19 protein-coding genes and 1 pseudogene are annotated in these 17,737 nt (G+C 63.3%); 11 read left to right on the top strand and 9 right to left on the bottom strand.

Features of this window, described 5'->3' with window-relative positions; all coding sequences use genetic code 11:
• Positions 1–14: 14 nt before the first annotated feature.
• Both NKJ12_RS07350 and NKJ12_RS07345 read right to left on the bottom strand, forming a co-directional pair.
• The gene (locus NKJ12_RS07350) at positions 15–1,175 is read right to left on the bottom strand and encodes a CaiB/BaiF CoA transferase family protein (protein ID WP_352505388.1); all 1,161 of its coding nucleotides are present in this window, start codon (positions 1,173–1,175) and stop codon (positions 15–17) included.
• Positions 1,176–1,178: 3 nt separating this feature from the next.
• A complete protein-coding gene (locus tag NKJ12_RS07345) occupies positions 1,179–1,730 on the bottom strand; it encodes a MaoC family dehydratase (RefSeq protein WP_352701861.1) in 552 nt (183 codons plus the stop codon).
• A gap of 190 nt (positions 1,731–1,920) precedes the next feature.
• Here NKJ12_RS07345 and NKJ12_RS07340 point away from each other — a divergent pair, with 190 nt between their 5' ends.
• Positions 1,921–3,018: a lactonase family protein gene (locus NKJ12_RS07340; RefSeq protein ID WP_352505386.1), complete on the top strand. Its 1,098-nt coding sequence runs from the start codon at positions 1,921–1,923 to the stop codon at positions 3,016–3,018.
• A 7-nt stretch (positions 3,019–3,025) separates the two neighbouring features.
• On the opposite strand, the gene NKJ12_RS07335 is transcribed toward NKJ12_RS07340, so the two are convergent.
• Positions 3,026–3,739 carry a GntR family transcriptional regulator gene (locus NKJ12_RS07335; protein ID WP_352505385.1) on the bottom strand — a complete coding sequence of 238 codons (714 nt, stop codon included), beginning with the start codon at positions 3,737–3,739 and terminating at the stop codon, positions 3,026–3,028.
• Positions 3,740–3,997: 258 nt separating this feature from the next.
• Here NKJ12_RS07335 and NKJ12_RS07330 point away from each other — a divergent pair, with 258 nt between their 5' ends.
• The 6 genes and pseudogenes from NKJ12_RS07330 to NKJ12_RS07305 all read left to right on the top strand — a co-directional run bounded on the left by NKJ12_RS07330 (position 3,998) and on the right by NKJ12_RS07305 (position 9,985).
• Complete coding sequence (locus tag NKJ12_RS07330) at positions 3,998–5,086, top strand: ABC transporter ATP-binding protein (protein WP_352701858.1); 1,089 nt, start codon at positions 3,998–4,000, stop codon at positions 5,084–5,086.
• Positions 5,087–5,122: 36 nt separating this feature from the next.
• Positions 5,123–6,412 (top strand): ABC transporter substrate-binding protein, encoded by a 1,290-nt coding sequence (locus NKJ12_RS07325; RefSeq protein WP_352505383.1) that lies wholly within the window; start codon positions 5,123–5,125, stop codon positions 6,410–6,412.
• Positions 6,413–6,666: 254 nt separating this feature from the next.
• Positions 6,667–7,575, top strand: coding sequence for an ABC transporter permease (locus NKJ12_RS07320; RefSeq protein ID WP_352701856.1), 909 nt, complete (start codon positions 6,667–6,669; stop codon positions 7,573–7,575).
• A gap of 4 nt (positions 7,576–7,579) precedes the next feature.
• Entirely contained in the window at positions 7,580–8,398 is an 819-nt protein-coding gene (locus tag NKJ12_RS07315; protein ID WP_352701854.1) for an ABC transporter permease, read from the top strand.
• A 2-nt stretch (positions 8,399–8,400) separates the two neighbouring features.
• Positions 8,401–9,142 (top strand): annotated as a pseudogene (locus NKJ12_RS07310) (aspartate/glutamate racemase family protein).
• Positions 9,143–9,148: 6 nt separating this feature from the next.
• Positions 9,149–9,985, top strand: coding sequence for a GNAT family N-acetyltransferase (locus tag NKJ12_RS07305; RefSeq protein ID WP_352701852.1), 837 nt, complete (start codon positions 9,149–9,151; stop codon positions 9,983–9,985).
• A gap of 47 nt (positions 9,986–10,032) precedes the next feature.
• Here the strand turns inward: NKJ12_RS07305 and NKJ12_RS07300 are convergent, their stop codons facing one another.
• The 6 genes from NKJ12_RS07300 to NKJ12_RS07275 all read right to left on the bottom strand — a co-directional run bounded on the left by NKJ12_RS07300 (position 10,033) and on the right by NKJ12_RS07275 (position 14,972).
• Positions 10,033–10,179, bottom strand: a complete 147-nt coding sequence (locus tag NKJ12_RS07300; RefSeq protein ID WP_023716676.1) for a hypothetical protein — start codon at positions 10,177–10,179, stop codon at positions 10,033–10,035.
• A 75-nt stretch (positions 10,180–10,254) separates the two neighbouring features.
• Positions 10,255–11,547, bottom strand: coding sequence for an NAD(P)/FAD-dependent oxidoreductase (locus tag NKJ12_RS07295; RefSeq protein WP_352701850.1), 1,293 nt, complete (start codon positions 11,545–11,547; stop codon positions 10,255–10,257).
• Entirely contained in the window at positions 11,544–12,527 is a 984-nt protein-coding gene (locus tag NKJ12_RS07290; protein WP_352688736.1) for a branched-chain amino acid ABC transporter permease, read from the bottom strand. Before NKJ12_RS07290 ends, NKJ12_RS07295 begins: the two co-directional genes overlap by 4 nt.
• On the bottom strand, positions 12,524–13,432 hold the full coding sequence (locus tag NKJ12_RS07285) for a branched-chain amino acid ABC transporter permease (RefSeq protein WP_352701848.1): 909 nt from the start codon (positions 13,430–13,432) through the stop codon (positions 12,524–12,526). The genes NKJ12_RS07290 and NKJ12_RS07285 overlap by 4 nt, the downstream gene beginning before the upstream one ends.
• A complete protein-coding gene (locus NKJ12_RS07280; RefSeq protein WP_352505376.1) occupies positions 13,429–14,178 on the bottom strand; it encodes an ABC transporter ATP-binding protein in 750 nt (249 codons plus the stop codon). Before NKJ12_RS07280 ends, NKJ12_RS07285 begins: the two co-directional genes overlap by 4 nt.
• Entirely contained in the window at positions 14,175–14,972 is a 798-nt protein-coding gene (locus NKJ12_RS07275) for an ABC transporter ATP-binding protein (RefSeq protein ID WP_352505375.1), read from the bottom strand. Before NKJ12_RS07275 ends, NKJ12_RS07280 begins: the two co-directional genes overlap by 4 nt.
• 126 nt (positions 14,973–15,098) lie before the next feature.
• Between NKJ12_RS07275 and NKJ12_RS07270 the strand changes: the two genes are divergently transcribed.
• The 4 genes from NKJ12_RS07270 to NKJ12_RS07255 are packed head-to-tail and all read left to right on the top strand — an operon-like array spanning position 15,099 to position 17,733.
• The gene (locus NKJ12_RS07270) at positions 15,099–15,836 is read left to right on the top strand and encodes a GntR family transcriptional regulator (protein ID WP_352505374.1); all 738 of its coding nucleotides are present in this window, start codon (positions 15,099–15,101) and stop codon (positions 15,834–15,836) included.
• The gene (locus tag NKJ12_RS07265; protein ID WP_254818754.1) at positions 15,833–16,321 is read left to right on the top strand and encodes a DUF3830 family protein; all 489 of its coding nucleotides are present in this window, start codon (positions 15,833–15,835) and stop codon (positions 16,319–16,321) included. The genes NKJ12_RS07270 and NKJ12_RS07265 overlap by 4 nt, the downstream gene beginning before the upstream one ends.
• The gene (locus tag NKJ12_RS07260) at positions 16,322–16,681 is read left to right on the top strand and encodes a TIGR04076 family protein (protein WP_352701846.1); all 360 of its coding nucleotides are present in this window, start codon (positions 16,322–16,324) and stop codon (positions 16,679–16,681) included.
• Positions 16,678–17,733 (top strand): aldo/keto reductase, encoded by a 1,056-nt coding sequence (locus tag NKJ12_RS07255; protein ID WP_352505371.1) that lies wholly within the window; start codon positions 16,678–16,680, stop codon positions 17,731–17,733. Before NKJ12_RS07260 ends, NKJ12_RS07255 begins: the two co-directional genes overlap by 4 nt.
• Positions 17,734–17,737: the final 4 nt, after the last annotated feature.

Here is a 17,737-nt window from a genome sequence, read left to right as displayed (position 1 = left end):
GAGCGTGACGTCGCTCAAAGCCCGAATTCCGCGCGGATTTTTGCGCTGTGCTCGCCGATGCGTGGCGCGGCCCGCTCGACCTTGGCGCGGATGCCGTCGACCCTGAGCGGCGAGCGCGTGGTAAGGATCGAAACGTCATCCTCGCGCGTCACCGTCTGCAACATGTCGAGAACCTGGAAGCCTTCGCTGGCCATCATTTCCGGCCAGGTCAAAACCTTGGCGCACCAGATGTCGGCAGGTTCGAGGATGGCAAGCCACTCGTCGACCGTTTTCGTCGCGATTTTTTGTGCGATGATCGCCTTGATCTCGTCGCGGGCAGTGAACCAGGTCGACGGCTGATCGCGGTAGGGCGCAAGTTCCTCGAGGCCGAGGAGATCGGCGAGTTTCGAGATCGGCGTCATGGCGATCGCCAGATAGCCGTCCTTGGCCGGATAGACGCCGTAGGGCGCCGACAGATAGGCGTGTGCGCTGCGGAAGCTCGACCGCCGCGGCAGCCGGCGCCCATCATTGAGATGCGTGGTCAGCACCTCGAACTGGAAGTCGACCAGCGCTTCGAGCAGGCTGGTCTCGACATGGCTGCCCTTGCCGGTCACACCGCGCCGCACCAGTGCGGCGAGGATGCCTTGCGCGGCGGCCGAACCCGCCAGCATGTCGGCGATCGCCAGGCCGAAGGGCACCGGCCCCTGGTCCTCGTCGCCGTTCAGCCACATGACGCCGGAGCGGGCTTGCGCCAGCAGATCCTGCCCGGGCCGCTTGACCCATGGGCCTTCCTCGCCATAGCCGCTGATCGAGGCATAGACCAGCCGCGGATTGATCTTGCGCACCGCCTCATAATCGAAGCCCAGTCGTTCGATGACGCCGGGCCGAAAATTCTGGATCAGCACGTCGGCCCTGGCCAGCAGGCCGCGCAGTGCCGCAAGATCGGCCTCGTCCTTGAGGTCGATGGCAAAGCTTTCCTTGGCACGGTTGATCGCGTGGAAAATAGTGGAATCGCCGCCGATCTCGGTGTCGCTGAGATAGAGTCGGCGCGACAGGTCGCCGCCATCCGGCCGTTCGATCTTGATGACGCGAGCGCCGAGGTCGAGCAGTCGCAGCGAGCAGTAGGGGCCGGACAAGAACTGGCTCATATCGACAACGATGAGCCCGGTCAGCGGCAGTTCGGCAATGGCAGCCATTGCCTATTTCTCCGTCTTGCCGGCGAAATCGGCCGGATTGCGGTACTTCACCGTCTGCAGGTGCTCGCAATAAAGCACAAGCTCGCCTTCACCTTTGAAGACTTCATAGCTGGCGCGGATCAGCCCCATTTCCTTGTATTTTGGCTTCTTGTCGAGGTTGGAGCGGATCGAATAGATCGTGTCGCCGATGAACACCGGCTTGATGAAGCGCAATTTGTCGTAGCCATAGGAAAAAGCGTTGATGCAATTGGTGGCAACGAGGCCGAGCCCGGCCGAGAACACGAAGGCGCCGGCGACCAGGCGCTTGCCGAAGATGCCTTCTGTTTCGGCGAACATCTGGTCCTGCACGTAAGGATTGATATCGAGCACCAGCGCGTTGAAAAGATGGCTGTCGCCCTCGGCAATGGTCCTGCGCAGCGAGCGGATCTTCTGGCCGACCGGCCAGTCTTCGTAGAACCAGTTCTCCGCGTTCCAGACGGGAAGGTCGGCGTGATCCCTAGGCATGTTGGCGGGGTGTGTCGATGCCACGCCCACGGTTGGCGCGAAACCGCTCATGACGACTTCCTCTGGGAGCGGGAATCGTCCATCAGGGCGCGCCGCAGACCAGCGAAATGCATGATCGATCCTCCCGTCAATCTTCTTTTGTGAATAGTATTTTCACATATGGGGTTGTGATGCAAGCGAGTCTCGGTGAAATTTTGGCGGCTCCGTCGCGGCCAATGCCGGCGGAACATGGGAGGAAGTGATGCAGAATGCCTGTCTGGTTTTCGTCGGCAGCCTCAATCGCGACGCCCCATATTTTCAGGGCGCGCGCGGCGTCGGGCTGGGCGTCTACAGTTTCGACGAGGGGACGCTGGAGACAAAGAAACTGGCCGAGACGGCAGACATCGACAATCCGACCTTCCTGTCGGTGACGCCGGACGGCTCCCACGTCTACGCCAATTCCGAAGTGTTCACCTGGCGCGAAGGGGTTGTCTCGGCCTACCGTTTCGACAGGCAGACCGCCACGCTGTCCTACATCAACAAGCAGCCGACGCTGGGCAGCATCACGGCGCATAACACCATCACGCGCGACGGGACCAAGCTGCTGGTCGCCAATTACGGCATGGGCGAGGGCGGCCCCGATCGCTCGGTCGTGGTCTTGGGGCTGCGCGAGGATGGCGGCCTGACCGCACCGTTGTCGAGCGTCGCCCATAGCGGGACCGGACCAGACCCCGCACGCCAGGAGCGGCCGCACGCCCATAGCGTAACCGAGACGGTTGCCGGCGGCATTGCGATCGTCGCCGACCTCGGCATCGACCAGCTGGTGTCCTATCGCATCGGCTCAGACGGCAGTCTGACGAAGCTCGCCGAATCGGCGCTTGCGCCGGGGGCTGGTCCGCGCCATCTCGCGCTGCATCCGGGCGGCCGCTTCGTGTTCGTCATGAACGAGCTGGATTCGACGGTCGTCTCGCTGGCGCTGGAAGACGGATCAGGCAAGCTTGCGGTGATCGACAGTAAGCCGGCGGTGCCGCCCGAGGCGCGCGACGGCAATCACTGCGCCGACATCCAGATCTCGCCCGACGGCCGCTTCCTCTATGGCTCCAACCGCGGCCATAATAGCATCGCCGTGTTTTCGGTCGACCAGCAAGCCGGCAGACTTGCCCTTGTGGGCTATACGCCTTGCGGGGGCGCCACGCCGCGCAACCTGGCCCTGACGCCTTCGGGCGGCCATCTGTTCTCGGCCAACCAGAATGCCGACCGCATCTCGATTTTCGCCCGTGATGCCGCAACCGGCCGGCTGACCGATACCGGCCGATCCATCGACATCGGCACGCCGATGTGCGTGAGGATCGTGCGTTGAAGTGACCTCAGAACTCGAGCGCCTGCCTGAGTGCCGGGCCGCTCCTGACGCGCAAATCGAGGTCGGCCTCGATATGGTCGATGTGGTGCAGCATCAGGGCGCTGCCGCGTTCGGCATTGCCATTTTCCAGCGCTTCGAGGATCTGCGTGTGTTCGTTGTGGCCGCAGCTCGAGATACCCGAGCGGCCATAGAGTGCGATCACCAGCGATGAACGAGCGACCAATTCCTCCATGAAGCGCTGCAGGATGACGTTTCCCGCGACCGACGCCAGAAGCAGGTGAAAATCCCCCGACGCCTTGATCTCCGATCGCCTTGCATTCGGTCCGCGTTCGGCGATGAAACGGCCTTCTTCGTCGAGCTGGGCCTTGAACGCGGCGACATGCGCCGGCGTCATCCGCCCGACGGCGGCAATCGCGATGCCGGGTTCGATGAGCCGGCGCGAAGCAAAAACTTGCCGCGCTTCCTCCGGCGACGGATTGGCGACGAAGGCGCCGCGATTGCGCTCGGTGCGCACCAATCCCTCGAAGGAGAGCATCTGCAGTGCGGCGCGCGCCACGGTGCGGCTGACATCGAACAGCGTGCCGACTTCGCCCTCGGAAAGCTTGGTTCCCGGCGCCAGCCGGCGATCGACGATCGCGTCGCGCAACTGGTCGCGGATCGCCTGCGCGCGATCCTCGTTGGCGGCCTCGATAGCAGGGATAGTCTGGTTGGCAATGTTCATGGCAGTGGTCCTGCCTTCTTCTATCCTGAATCGCGTCGCTTGGACGAGAGACAAAGTGAATACAGGAACGAAAAAGATTGCATACGATTTTCGCGAGGATCGGTGGCAACCGCCTATAATTTGTGCATTGCACAAGGATGCCGTATCGGCAGCCATATAGAGGCGGCCCTGATTTCTTCGAGGATTCAGCCGGTTGGTGCGGCGGTGCGCAACTGGCACGCATGATGCTTTGGCTAATCCGACCAAAGGGGAAGCTGGATGTCCAAAGCCGCCGAAATCGACATTGTGTCCGTTTCGAAAGTCTATGGCGCGACGACTGCCGTCGAAGGCATCAGCCTGAAAATCCCTGCGGGAACCTATTGCTGCCTGCTCGGTCCGTCCGGCTGTGGCAAGACCTCGACGCTGCGCATGATCGCCGGGCACGAGAGCATATCGAGCGGCGACGTGCGTCTCGGCAACACAGTGGTTACCGACCTGCCGCCGGCCAGGCGCGGCACCGCCATGATGTTCCAGTCCTACGCGCTGTTTCCGCATCTCGACCTGATCGACAATGTCGCCTTCAGCCTGAAGATGAAGGGCGTCGGCAAGGAAGAGCGCCGCGCCAAGGCACTCGACATGCTGAAGCTGATGCAGATGGAGGCCTATGCCAGCCGTCGTCCGGCGCAGCTTTCCGGCGGCCAGCAGCAGCGCGTTGCTCTTGCCCGCGCATTGATCACCGATCCCGAGGCGCTGTTGCTCGACGAACCGCTTTCGGCGCTCGATCCGTTCCTGAAGATCCGCATGCGGGCCGAACTGAAGAAGCTGCAGACATCGCTCGGCATCACTTTCGTCCACGTCACCCACAGCCAGGAAGAGGCGATGGCGCTGGCCGACCTGATCGTGGTGATGAACGACGGCCGAATCGAGCAGGCGGCGCACCCGCGCACGGTGTTCGAGCGGCCGGCCACCGCCTTCGTCGCTCGTTTCATGGGCGACCACAACGTCATCTCCGGCCGCGTCGCCGGTAGTCGCGACGGCATGGTCGTTTTCGACGTGCCCGGCGGCGTCGCGTTCGCCGCGAGCGGGCAGGGCAGGGAGACCGGGGAGCCCATCGACATCGCCATTCGCACCGACCACGTGCGCATCGGCGTGCCGGCGGCAGCCGGGCTCGGCTTCACCGGCATCATTGCAAACGTCGAGTACCGCGGCTCGTCCGTGAAGCTCTCGGTCAATGGCGCCGGCATCGAGGATTTCACGGTGATCGTCGACGACACCAGCTTCTTCGCCAGGCCGGTCGCCGTCGGCGACGCAGTGCCGATCGCCTGGGACGCCGAGGACGCGATCGTCCTTGGCCGTCTCGATTCCTGAAACCCAGCATAACCAACCAAAACAGGGGAACTGAACATGACCAACACCACCGACAAGAAGACTGGAATATCGCGACGTTCGCTGCTGAAGACAGGTGCCGCCGCCGTCGGTTTCGCCGCCGGTTCCGGCGCCATATCAGGCTTTCCGACCATCTGGGCGCAATCGAACATCACGCTGCGCCAGTTCGGCACCGGCGTCTCCAATCTCAATGCCATCGCCGAAAAGTGCAAAGCCGATCTCGGCATCACGCTGGAGATGACAGCAACCGATTCCGACGCCGCCGCGCAGCGCGCCGTGACGCAGCCCGACAGCTACGACATCGCCGACATCGAATACTGGATCTGCAAGAAGGTGTTCCCGACAGGCGTCCTGCAGCCGATGGATGTCAGCAAGCTGAAATATTACGACGAGCTGGTGCCGCTGTTCAAAACCGGCAAGCTGACGCCCGACAGCGTCATTGCCCAGGGCACCGCGCCGCATACCGTCGGTTACGTCGAGGCGCAGGACAGCAAGGTTTTCGCCAAGGCGCCGACCAATTGGTTCACCATGGTGCCGACGATCTACAATGCCGATACGCTCGGCATCCGCCCCGACCTCGTCGGCCGCGATATCACCACCTGGGCCGACATCATGGATCCGGCCTTCAAGGGCAAGACCGCCATCCTCAACATCCCGTCGATCGGCATCATGGATGCGGCGATGATCATGGAGGCAACGGGCAACATCAAATACGCCGACAAGGGCAACATGACCAAGGAGGAGATCGACAAGACGATCGACTTCCTGATCAAAGCCAAGCAAGCCGGCCAGTTCCGCGCCTTCTGGAAATCCTTCGACGAAAGCGTCAACCTGATGGCTTCAGGCGAAGTGGTAATCCAGTCGATGTGGTCGCCGGCCGTGGCCGCAGTCCGCTCCAAGGGCATCGCGTGCCGCTTCCAGCCGCTCAAGGAAGGCTACCGCTCCTGGGGTGGCGGGCTTGGCCTGGCAGCCCATCTCTCCGGCGCCGAACTCGACGCCGCCTATGAATACATCAACTGGTACACGTCAGGATGGGTGGGCGGCTATCTCAATCGCCAGGGCTACTACTCGGCCAACATGGTGTCGGCCAAGAAGTTCATGTCCGAGGACGAGTGGGGCTACTGGATCGAAGGCAAGCCGGCAAAGGGCGATATCCTGTCGCCGGACGGCAAGGTCATGGAAAAGGCCGGCGCCGTGCGTGACGGCGGCTCGTTCGAAGAGCGTATGGGCAAGGTCGCCTGCTGGAACTCGGTCATGGACGAAGACCGCTACATGGTGAAGCGCTGGAACGAGTTCATCGCTGCTTGATGCAGCCGGGCAACAACTGAGATGCCTCATTCCTTCCCACCCCCCTCTGTCCTGCCGGACATCTCCCCCGCAAGGGGGGAGATTGCGCCGTCATCTCTGATTTCGCCAATCTCCAATGCTTCAAGAGGAGAGCTAGCAGCCAAATTGCAAATCTCCCCCCTTGCGGGGGAGATGTCCGGCAGGACAGAGGGGGGCGGGAAGGATCACGGCGTGCCGGACTATCGGCCCTTTGCGACACCCCAGGGCTGTTCCAGATGACAGTGGCACTCGATCAGCCAGCAACCATTGCCACAAAGCCTGCCAGACGTAGGCGCTCCTTTGCCGGCGTCGCACCCTATCTCCAGGCGGCACCGCTGGCGCTGATCCTCGGCGCGTTCCTCCTGCTGCCGATCCTGATGATCGCCGTGGTCTCATTCTGGGACTACGATTTCGCGGCGATGTACCCGGATTTCCTGACCACCAACTACGCCGACACGCTCGGCTCGTGGGTTACCTGGAAGACCTATCTAAATACGCTGAAATACGCCGCCATCGTCTGGGCACTGACGCTGCTTATCGGCTTCTGGGTCGCCTATTTCCTCGCCTTCCATATCAGAACCACAGCCATGCAGATGGTGCTGTTCCTTGTCTGCACCGTGCCGTTCCTGACCTCCAACATCATCCGCATGATCTCGTGGATTCCGGTGCTTGGCCGCAATGGCCTGGTCAACTCGACGCTGGTGCAGATGGGACTGATCCCGAAGCCGATCGAGTGGCTGCTCTATTCCGAATTCGCCGTGGTGCTGGCCATGGTGCATCTCTACACGCTGTTCATGGTGACGCCGATCTTCAACACGCTGATGCGCATCGACAAGTCGCTGATCGAGGCCGCGCGCGACGCCGGGGCTTCCGGCTGGCAGGTGTTGTGGAACGTCATCATGCCGCTTGCCAAGCCCGGCATGGCGATCGGCACCATCTTCGTCGTCACGCTGGTGATGGCCGACTTTTCGACGGTGCAGGTGATGTCCGGCGGCCAGAGCGCCTCCGTCGCGCTGATGATGAAGAACCAGATGTCGCTGCTGCAGTATCCGGCGGCGGCTGCCAATGCGGTCGTGCTGCTGGTACTGGTCCTGCTGATGGTCGCGGGCATCCTGCGCATCGTCGACATTCGCAAGGAGCTGTGAGACTTTGAGACACGACAAGCGCAGCTTCGAATTCTACGTGCTGGCGGCGTTCTTCGCGGTTTTCGTGCAGTTCCTCTACGGCCCGCTTTCGGCGATCCTGATCCTCTCTTTCCAGGGCGAGAATGGCGGTCTGACATTTCCGCTGAACGGCGTCTCGCTGCACTGGTTTGCCAACCTGTTCGAGCGCCAGGCCGTCGGCGACTTCGGCGGCAGCTTCAAACGCTCGCTCGTCCTTGGCCTGATGGTGATGGTCGTCACTGTCGCCGTGTCGCTGCTTGCCGGCCTTGCCTTCCGGCAGAAATTTCGCGGCGCAACCGCACTGTTCTATCTGGCCGTCGCCAGCCTGGTCGTGCCCTCGATCATCATCAGTCTCGGCATTGGCGTCGTCTTCCAGCAGATCGGCTTCCGCCCCGCCTGGTACACATCCGCTTTCGGCGCCCATCTGACCTGGACCTTGCCTTTCGGCGTGCTGATTATGTTTGCTGTCTTCAACCGGTTCTCGCCCGCCTACGAGGAAGCCGCGCGCGATCTCGGAGCATCGTCGTGGCAAACCTTCGCGCATGTCGTCCTGCCGATGATCGCACCCAGCCTGATCGGCGTCGGCCTGTTTGGTTTTACCCTCTCCTATGACGAGTTTGCTCGCACGCTGATGACGTCAGGCACCTTCAACACGCTGCCGCTCGAAATCTACGGCATGACGACGAATGTCACGACGCCGGTGCTCTATGCGCTGGGCACCGTGACGACCGTGTTTTCCTTCCTGGTGATCTTGCTGACGCTCGGCACAATTGTCTATGTCGGCCGCCGCCGCGAGCGTGCCTAACCGTGCAGATCCTCGTCGTCAATCCGAACACCACCGCCAGCATGACCGAGACTATCGCGGTCGCCGCCCGATCGGTCGCTGCTCAATCGACGAAGATTGTTGCCGTTACCTCTACGATGGGCCCGGTGTCGATCGAAGGCTATTACGATGAAGCGCTTGCCGTTCCCGGCCTGCTGGTCGAGATCGCCGCCGGCGAACGCTCGGGCGCGGGGGCCGCGATCATCGCCTGCTTCGACGACACGGGCCTCGATGCCGCGCGCGCCATGGCCAACATTCCGGTCATCGGCATCTGCGAGGCATCGCTCAGCACGGCCTTCGTTCATCGCCCAGCGCTTCACCGTCGTTACCACCACCGGGCGTTCGCGCGTGCCGGTCGAAGGCCTGGTGCAGCGCTATGGCATGGCGCGGCGGGCACGCGTGCGCGCTGCCGACATTCCAGTTCTTGCCCTCGAAGATCCGGCGTCCGGCGCACTGCTCAAACTGCGCAACGAGATTGCGCGCGCCATCGACGAGGATCGCGCAGAGGCGATCGTGCTCGGCTGTGCCGGCATGGCCGATCTGGCGGCGGCGCTGCAGCGGGAATTCGGCCTTCCGGTCATCGACGGCGTCGGTGCCGCGGTCAAGCAGGCCGAGGCCTTGATCACGCTTGGCCTGACGACATCCAAGCGCGGCGCCTATGCAAGCCCATTGGCAAAGCCCTATCATGGCGCGTTGAAGTCCTTCGCGCCTGGTGCCGCCGAGTGATCGCAAATGCTCAGAACGATCCGAACGCTCGCACTTGAAGAGGTGGAAACCCTTGTCGACTGGGCGGCGCAGGAAGGCTGGAATCCCGGCCTCGGCGACGCCGCTCTGTTCCAGGCAGCGGACCCGCAGGGCTTCATCGGCGCCTTTGTCGAAGGCGAGATGGTGGCCGGCATTTCGGCCGTTGCCTATGGCGAGGATTTCGGCTTCATCGGCCTCTACATCTGCCGGCCGGACAGGCGTGGCCAAGGTCATGGCAAAGCCGTTTGGGATGCCGGCATGGCGCGGCTCGGCAACCGCACGATCGGCCTCGACGGCGTTGTCGAACAGCAGGCCAACTACCGCAGCATGGGTTTTGCACCGGCCTACCGGACGATCGGGTTCGTCGGATTGCCGAATGTCCCGGCAGCGGTCGGCAGTGACATTTGCACAATAGGGCCGGACTTCGTGCCGGACATATTGGACTATGACCGCCGCTTCTTTCCCGGCCCGAGGCGATCGTTCCTGGAACACTGGCTGCGCCCGCCGCATATGGCGCTTGCGATCCTCAAGCACGGCGCCATTGCGGGATACGGCGTCGCGCGCCAATGCCGGGACGGCTGCAAGATCGGCCCGCTCTTTGCCGACAGCCTGGACGCGGCAAGCCGTCTCTTCGCCACGCTTGCGCAGATGTGCGGTCCCGGAAACGTCCATCTCGACGTTCCCGAAACCAGCGGGCAATTGGCAGATTTGCTGTCATCCGCAGGTCTTCAACCGGGTTTCGAGACTGCCCGAATGTACAAGGGAAGCGCGCCGCAGCTCACGCAGTCGGGTGTCTATGCGATAACGACCTTGGAGCTTGGTTGAGACGGTGCAAGTCGGCTTCTAGCGCGCAAGTCGGGGAGCAGAAATGTCTACTTTTCCTGAACTGAAATGCCGGAATCGTCGATACGAAGTTCCACGCCTTTCGGCTTGGTCTCCTCGCGATAGACGTAAATGCCCAAGGCAATGACTGCGACGACCAAAGCGCCGATGATGAGATAAAGATAGTTCTGCTTCATCCGCTGTCGTTAACAACATGATTTGAGCGAGTCTAGCGGTTCGGTATCAGGACGGCGGACGGACACGCACGTCGATCAGCCATCCAGCCGATCGCGCAGCATGCTTAGGGGAAGCAGCATGTTTGGCGCGTGCCGCGTCAGGCCGTGGAGCGGGATCGGCGCCGGCGGCGCAAACGGCAGCGGCAAATCCTGAGGCTTTGTTCCATCAGCCCAATCCGCAAGCACCTTGCCCATGCTCGTCGTCATGGCGATGCCGCGTCCGTTGCAGGCAAAGCCCGCGATCAGGCCGGGGCCGAGATCGACAAGGCGCGGCAGGAAGTCGGGCTCGACGGCAGCCATCCCCGACCAGCTATATTCAAGCGGCGGGATCTCCGGGAGGTGGAGGTGTTTTGCCAGGCGCCGCCAGATCGCCCGCGGCACCCGCGTGTCGGCACCGGGGCCAAAAACATGCATGCCGCCGGTGATCAGCCTGTTTTCGCCGTCGAAGCGGAAGGTGAAGAGATTGCGTCTTGTGTCGCCGACGCCTTGCCCGCCAGGAAGCAGGCGAGTGCGTATCTCGCGCGGCAGCGGCGCTGTCGCGATCTGGAAGATTTTCAGCGGGAAATAGGTTCGCCGCAGCGCGCGATCCAGCGGCCCGCCATAGGCGTTGGTGGCGACCAGCACCTTTCCTGCGCGTACCGAGCCGGAGGCCGTCTTCAAAGCCCAACCATCGCCTAGGTGATCGATCGACGCGACACGCGTATGTTCGAAAATGCGCGCGCCGGCTTTTTCCGCCGCATCGGCGAGGCCGCGCGCATATTCGACCGGATTGAGGACGCCACCCGACCGATCCATCCAGCCGCCAAGATAGCCGCGAACGCCGGTCAGCTCCTCGACCGCCGGTCTATCCAGCGCAACAGTCGGTCTTCCGCGCCGTGCCCATTGTTCGACACGCGATCTAGTCTTTTGCAAAGCGGTCGGTGAATGGGCTGGTTGTATCCAGCCGCTCTGGACGGCGTCGCATTCGATGGCATGCCGCTTGATCAGGTCGAAGACGAGGTCGGCGCTGCCGGCGGCGAACCCGACAAGGTGTTCGCCGCGGTCGGGTCCGAGCTGGGCAATGATATCGTCGGGGTCTCTTTTTGCGAAATTCGGCACGACAAAACCGGCGTTCCTGCCGGTCGCCCCCCAGGCGATGATTTCGGCTTCGAGGACGGCGACCGAGATGCCTTTCTCGGCGGCGTGCAGCGCGGCGGAAAGGCCAGAAAATCCGCCGCCGACAATTGCCAGATCGACCTCGAGTGCACCTTCGAGCGAAGGCCGGTCGCGGCGGTTACGGCCGACGGCGTGCCATAGCGAAAGGCCGCGTGGCACGGCAACGTTGCTCATGACCTTGCAGCGCTCTCGTCCGGAGCCGCTTTCGCGCCCTTGCCGAACCTTGCGCGCCGCGGCCTGTCGCCGAACAGGCCGTTCGGCCTGACCAGAAGGATGACGCACAGCATCACGCCGATGGCGACGATCTGCAGGGAGGCGGCACGAGCCTGCTGCTCCGGCGAGAACAACACACTGGTCAAGGCTCCAGATCCGGCCCATATCGCCCAGACCAGGATGCTGCCGATGACGGCGCCGATGTTGCTGCCCGAGCCGCCGACGATCAGCATCACCCAGACCTGGAAGGTCAGCGCCGGCAAATAATTGTCCGGAGCGATGAAGCCGGTGAAATGCGCTTGCAGCGCACCGGCCAGTGCCATGATGGCACCGCCCACGGCAAAGGCCTGGACGCGGTAGAAACGTGCGCTTTTACCTAGGGATATCGCGGCCCGCTCGTCCTCGCGAAGCGCCTTCAACACGCGCCCCCACGGGCTGCGCGACAGATGCTCCAGCGCGAGATAGACGATCAGCGTCACCACCGAGACGATCGCAAGGTTCGAAAGGTTGAACAGCAACGGCGTTTCGGCAAGACCGCCGAGCGGACGCGGAATGAAGCCGATGCCGAATGGGCCGCCGGTCAGCTTCTGGGCATTGAGCGCTACCAGTTGCACGACGACGGCGACGCCGAAAGTAGTGATCGCCAGATAGTCCGATCTCAGGCGCAGCGTGGCGATACCGGTGATGGCGGCCGCGACGCCGCCCACCAGCATGGCGCCGAGCCAGCCGACAAGGATCGGCAGATCGAAGCCGCCGAGCCGCGCGGCATCGTCGGGCGTGGTCAGCAGTGCCGAGGTGTAGGCGCCGATGGCAACGAAGCCGGCGACCCCGACATTGAAAAGCCCGGTCAGCCCCCATTGCAGGTTGAGCCCGAGCGTGACGAGCGAAAAAATCAGCGCGGTGGTCAGGAAGAAAGCGCCGTAGCCGAGCAGATCCATCAGCGTTCCCTCACTCCGAAAAGGCCGATGGGGCGCACGAACAGCACCGCCATCAGGATGATGAAGGAGACGGCCGCCCGCCATTCGGCGCCGATCAATTGCACGGCACCCGCTTCGGCCATGCCGATGATCAAACCGCTGAGAACGGCGCCGGGCACGCTGCCGATGCCGCCGAGGATGGCGGCCGCGAACATCGGCAGCAGCATCTCGAAGCCCATGAATGGCCGGATCTGAATGAGAATGCCGATCATGACGCCGGCGACGCAGGCCAGCGCGCCGCCGATGAGCCAGGTGACGCGCACCACCCTGGCGACGTCAATGCCGACAATGCGGGCAAGTGCCGCGTTCTGGCTCAATGCCTGCATTGAACGGCCGGTCTGGGTGCGGGTCATCAGGAGGTGCACGCCGAGCACGAGCACGGCCGTCAGCAGCAGCAGCGCCATCTGGTCGGGGGTGATGCGAATGCCGAAGCCGACGGGCATGGCGATCTGGATGGCCCGGCTGAAATAGGTCGGACGCGAGGTGAAGATGAATTCGAGCAGGCTTCTCAGCGCCATCGAGGCGCCGAAGCTGGCCATCACCACGATGATCGCCTGGCCCTTGGCCCGCAGCCGCGCGAACAGCACCAGATCGAGCGCCAGTGCCAGCAGGCCGGTGACCGCCATTCCGATGATGAGCGCGGCGATCAGCGGCCAACCGAAGGAGAGGGGCGCGATCGGTGCGATCTTGCCGAACATCGCGCCGATGGCGCCAACCACGGCCAGCGTCGCATAGGCGCCCCAGGCCATGAAGTCGCCATGGGCGAAGTTCGAGAAGCGGAGGATCGAATAGGTGAGCGTCACGCCGATGGCGCCGAGGCCGATCATCGAGCCTGCCAGCAGTCCGTCGACGACAAATTGCAGGTTCATGCCGCGCCTCCTTTCCCAAAGTCGGGGCGGCGCTGGCCAAGGTAGAGTTCGGCGACGACCGGATCGTTCCAGAGCTCGGAGGCGATGCCCTGGTGCCGCTCCTTGCCCTCGACCAGCACGTAGGCGCGGTCTCCAATGGCAAGCGCTGCCTTCGCGTTCTGCTCGACCAGCAGGATGGTGACGCCGGATTTGCGGATGCCGGCCAGCATCTCGAACACCATCGACACGAATTTCGGCGACAGGCCGGCCGACGGCTCATCGAGCACCAGCGCCTTGGGATGGACGATCAATGCCCGCGCGACGGCCAGCATCTGCCGCTGTCCGCCTGAGAGATTGCCCGCGGCTGTTCTGCGCTGAAGGGCGAGATCGGGAAAGACCGCATACATTTCCTCAATGCGGGCGGGGACCTCGCGCGGCCTCAGAATGCCGCAGGCGACCTTGAGATTGTCCTCGACCGACATCAGCGGGAAGATGTTCTCCGTCTGTGGCACGAAGGCAAGGCCAAGGCGGACCATGGTGTGGGCGGGCGACGCCGTGATATCCTTGCCGTCCAGCAGCACCGTGCCGCCGGTGATCGGGACAAGGCCGGCGATGGCCTTGATAAGGCTCGACTTGCCGGCGCCGTTGGGACCGAGGACGACGACGATCTCGCCCTTGTCGACGGTGATCGAGGCGCCGCGCACGATCGGAACGCCGGGCTCATAGCCGGCTTCGAGATCGCGGACATCGAGTACCCTTTGGCTCATGCCGTGCCTCCGAGGTAGGCCTGGATGACGCGTGGGTCACGCGCCACCTCGTCCGGAGTGCCTTCGCGCAGAAGCTGGCCGCTCGCCATGACCAGCACGCGGTGGCAGAGTCGCGTCACCATGTCGATATTGTGCTCGATCAGCAGGAAGGTGATGCCGCGCGCATTGATGTCGCGGATGCGGTCGATGATGATCTCGAGCAGGGTTGCGTTGACCCCGGCCGCCGGCTCGTCGAGCAGGATGATCGCCGGGTCGGCCATCATCACGCGGGCCAGCTCGAGCAGCTTGCGCTGGCCGCCTGAAAGCACGCGCGCCGGCTCGTGCGCAAGGTGAGCGATCGTGACGAGCTCGAGTAGTTCGACGGCTCTTATCTCGGCAGCCCTTTCTTCGGCAGCGACCCGCCGGGGCGTCAGGAAATTGGCGAGCAGTTTTTCTCCGGCCTGCCCTTGAGCAGCCAGCATGACGTTTTCGATCAGCGTCAGGTTAGGCAAGGGCCGGGGGATCTGGAACGTGCGGCCGAGGCCGCGGCGGATGCGGCGATGGGCAGCTTCCCCCGACACCGATACGCCGTTGAGGAGGATTTCGCCGCTGGTCGGCAGAATGCTGCCGGCGAGCAGGTCGAACATCGTGGTCTTGCCGGCGCCGTTCGGGCCGATAAGGCCAAGTATTTCGCCCGGCCGGACGTCGAACGAGACATTGTTGACCGCGACCAGGCCGCCGAAGCGTCTGAGGACGTTCCTGGCCGTGAGGACCGGCGTACGGATCTCCTCCTGCCGTTCCGTCGTGTCGCTCATCAATTCCTCTGGCCGAAAAGCGATCTTCGTCGCCTATGATCTGATTTGTGATCACCCTTGCTTTGATCACGCTATTCGGCTTTAATTTCTTCCGCAAGCCGAAAACGGCCAAGACCGGGATTGCCTATGCAGAAGGCCGCCATCGAAAAGAACAATGAGATGATCGCAGCCCAGCTTACGCCGGTCGGCCGCGAGACCGTGCAGGATCGCGTCTATTCGGAGCTGCGCCGCGCCTTGATCGGCGGCCTTTTCGAGCCGAGCCAGGTGCTGACCATCCGCGGCCTCGCCGACGCGCTGGTCACCAGCACCATGCCGGTGCGCGAGGCGCTCGGACGGCTGATCACCGAGAAGGCACTGGAGGCGCTTCCCAACCGTTCAGTGCGCGTGCCGCCGATCACGCTGGAGCGCATCGACGACCTCTTGCGCGCCCGCTCTCTGATCGAGGGCGAAGCGATCGCGCTGGCCGCGACGCGCATGAACCCGCGCCAGATCGCTTCGGTCGAGGCCATGCTCGGCGAGTGGGACGAGATGCGGGCGCTGAAGCACAAGAAGGACATCGACCGGGAGGCGACGCTCAATCAGAGCTTCCACTTCGAGATCTACCGATGCTGCGGTTCCGCCGTGCTGATCCCGATGATCGAGAGCCTCTGGCTGCAATCCGGACCGTGCATCCGCGTAGCCATCTACGCCTTTTCCGACGCCGGCGAGGTCGATACGGCCCACTACCACCGCAGCATCGTCGCAGCGCTTTCAAGGCAGGATGCGCAAGCGGCGCGCGAGGCCCTGGTGGCCGACATCAGCCGGCCCTTCGCCTTTCTGCGCGACAAGCTCCAATCTACAAGCAAGGAAGGATTGAGGGCATGACGGCGCTTGGCATCAGCATCACCGAGCCGCGCTCACAGCTTTCCGTGACCGCACTGCTGTTGCCTGAAAAGGCGCCCGACAATGCCGCCTTCCTGCTGGCCTATCTCGAGCAGCCGCGCGTCGTTGCCGGCATCCATGCGATGTGGACGGGGCCTGAGATTTCCTGCCCGGTTCCATCAGTCGATCTTGAGGGCCAAACCTATGCCAGGCCCTTGCCGGCGGAGAATGCAACGCTGACGCCGCAGCCGGGCGACATCGTGTTGTCCTACGTGCCGCCGCGCATGTGGGGCGGCAATCCGAATGCTATTTTCGATATCGGCCTGTTCTACGGAGCGGGCGCACGCCTGCTGTTCCCGATCGGCTGGCTTGCCGGAAGCGTCGTCGCGCAGGTGGTGCCTGAGCAGCGCGATGAATTCGCAGCCGCTTGTGGCGTGATCCGCCGCAACGGCGCCTGCGACATCACCTTTACCCGGGTGGAGATCTGAATGGCCGGACAAGACGACAGTTTCGAACTCTTCGACCTTCGCGTCGAGGCGGTTATCCCCGAGGGCAAGCCGATCTATTGCGGCGCCAAGGCCGGCGACTATTTCGAGTTGAAGGGCGAGATGCTGTCGATGCCGGCGGGCCAGGGTTTTTCGATCTATTCGATATCAGCCGTGCTGCCGCTGCTCGCGGCAAAACAGCGCCCGACCCACAGGAACGACTGGATGACGTCGGACGCCGAGATCGCTTGTCCGGATCCGAATTGCGCCAGCCGGCTGCGGATCGTCAGGACGGGCAAGCGGCGGTTCAGCCATGCCGAGACCACGGCGGTTCCGCTGCCGAAGGAGAGTGACCAGAGATGACCGCCAAGGCATTCGAACTGAGTCCCGGCTACACGATCTCGCGCGTCATTCGCGGCGGCTGGCAGCTTGCCGGCGGGCACGGCGCGGTCGATCGCCAACAGGCGGTGAGCGACCTGATCGCCACGTTCGACGCCGGCATCTGGACCTATGATTGCGCCGATATCTATACCGGTGTCGAGGAACTGATTGGTGCGGCGCGCCTGCGCCTTGCCAATGAGCGTGGCCTCGACGCTGCCGCCAAGATGAAGGTGCACACCAAGCTGGTGCCTGACCTCGAACGGCTCTCCACGATCGGCCGCGACTACATCAGCAGCATCGTCGACCAGTCGCTGCGGCGGTTGAAGACTGAGCGCCTCGATCTTGTGCAGTTCCATTGGTGGGACTATTCGGTGCCCCGCTATGTCGACGCGATGGGCTGGCTCGACGAAATCCGCAGGGAAGGCAAGGTGCGCAATATCGGCACCACGAACTTCGACACGCTGCGGCTGGCCGAGATCCTGGCCGCGGGTGTGCCGCTGGTCAGCCAGCAATTGCAATACTCGGTGCTCGACCAGCGGCCGGCGAACAGCCTTGCAGCACTCGCCAGCCGGCATGGCGTCAGTTTCCTCTGCTACGGTTCGGTGGCTGGCGGCTTCCTTAGCGAAAAATGGCTTGGCGTTACCGAGCCGCAGACGCCGCTCGAAAACCGGTCGCTGGTCAAATACAAGCTGATCATCGATGATTTCGGCGGCTGGGAGCTTTTCCAGGAGTTGCTTCGCACACTGAAGGCCATCGCCGACCACCGCGGTGTCGACATCGCCACCATCGCCAGCGCCTGGGTGCTGCAGCAGCCGCAAGTGGCGGCCGTCATCGTCGGCGCCCGCAACCAGGCGCACGCCCTTGCCAATGCCAGAATCATGGACGTCGCGCTCGATGCAGACGAACGGGCGAGGATCGCTGCCGTAATCGCGCAAAGCCGGGGGCCGCTGGGCGACGTCTACACATTGGAACGCGACCGTCACGGCCGCCACGGCTCGATCATGCATTACAATTTGAATGCAGGCAGGAAATGAACGC

This window comes from Mesorhizobium sp. M0195 (assembly GCF_040322115.1).
Classification (GTDB): domain Bacteria; phylum Pseudomonadota; class Alphaproteobacteria; order Rhizobiales; family Rhizobiaceae; genus Mesorhizobium.
This window is presented reverse-complemented; position numbering and strand designations above follow the sequence as displayed.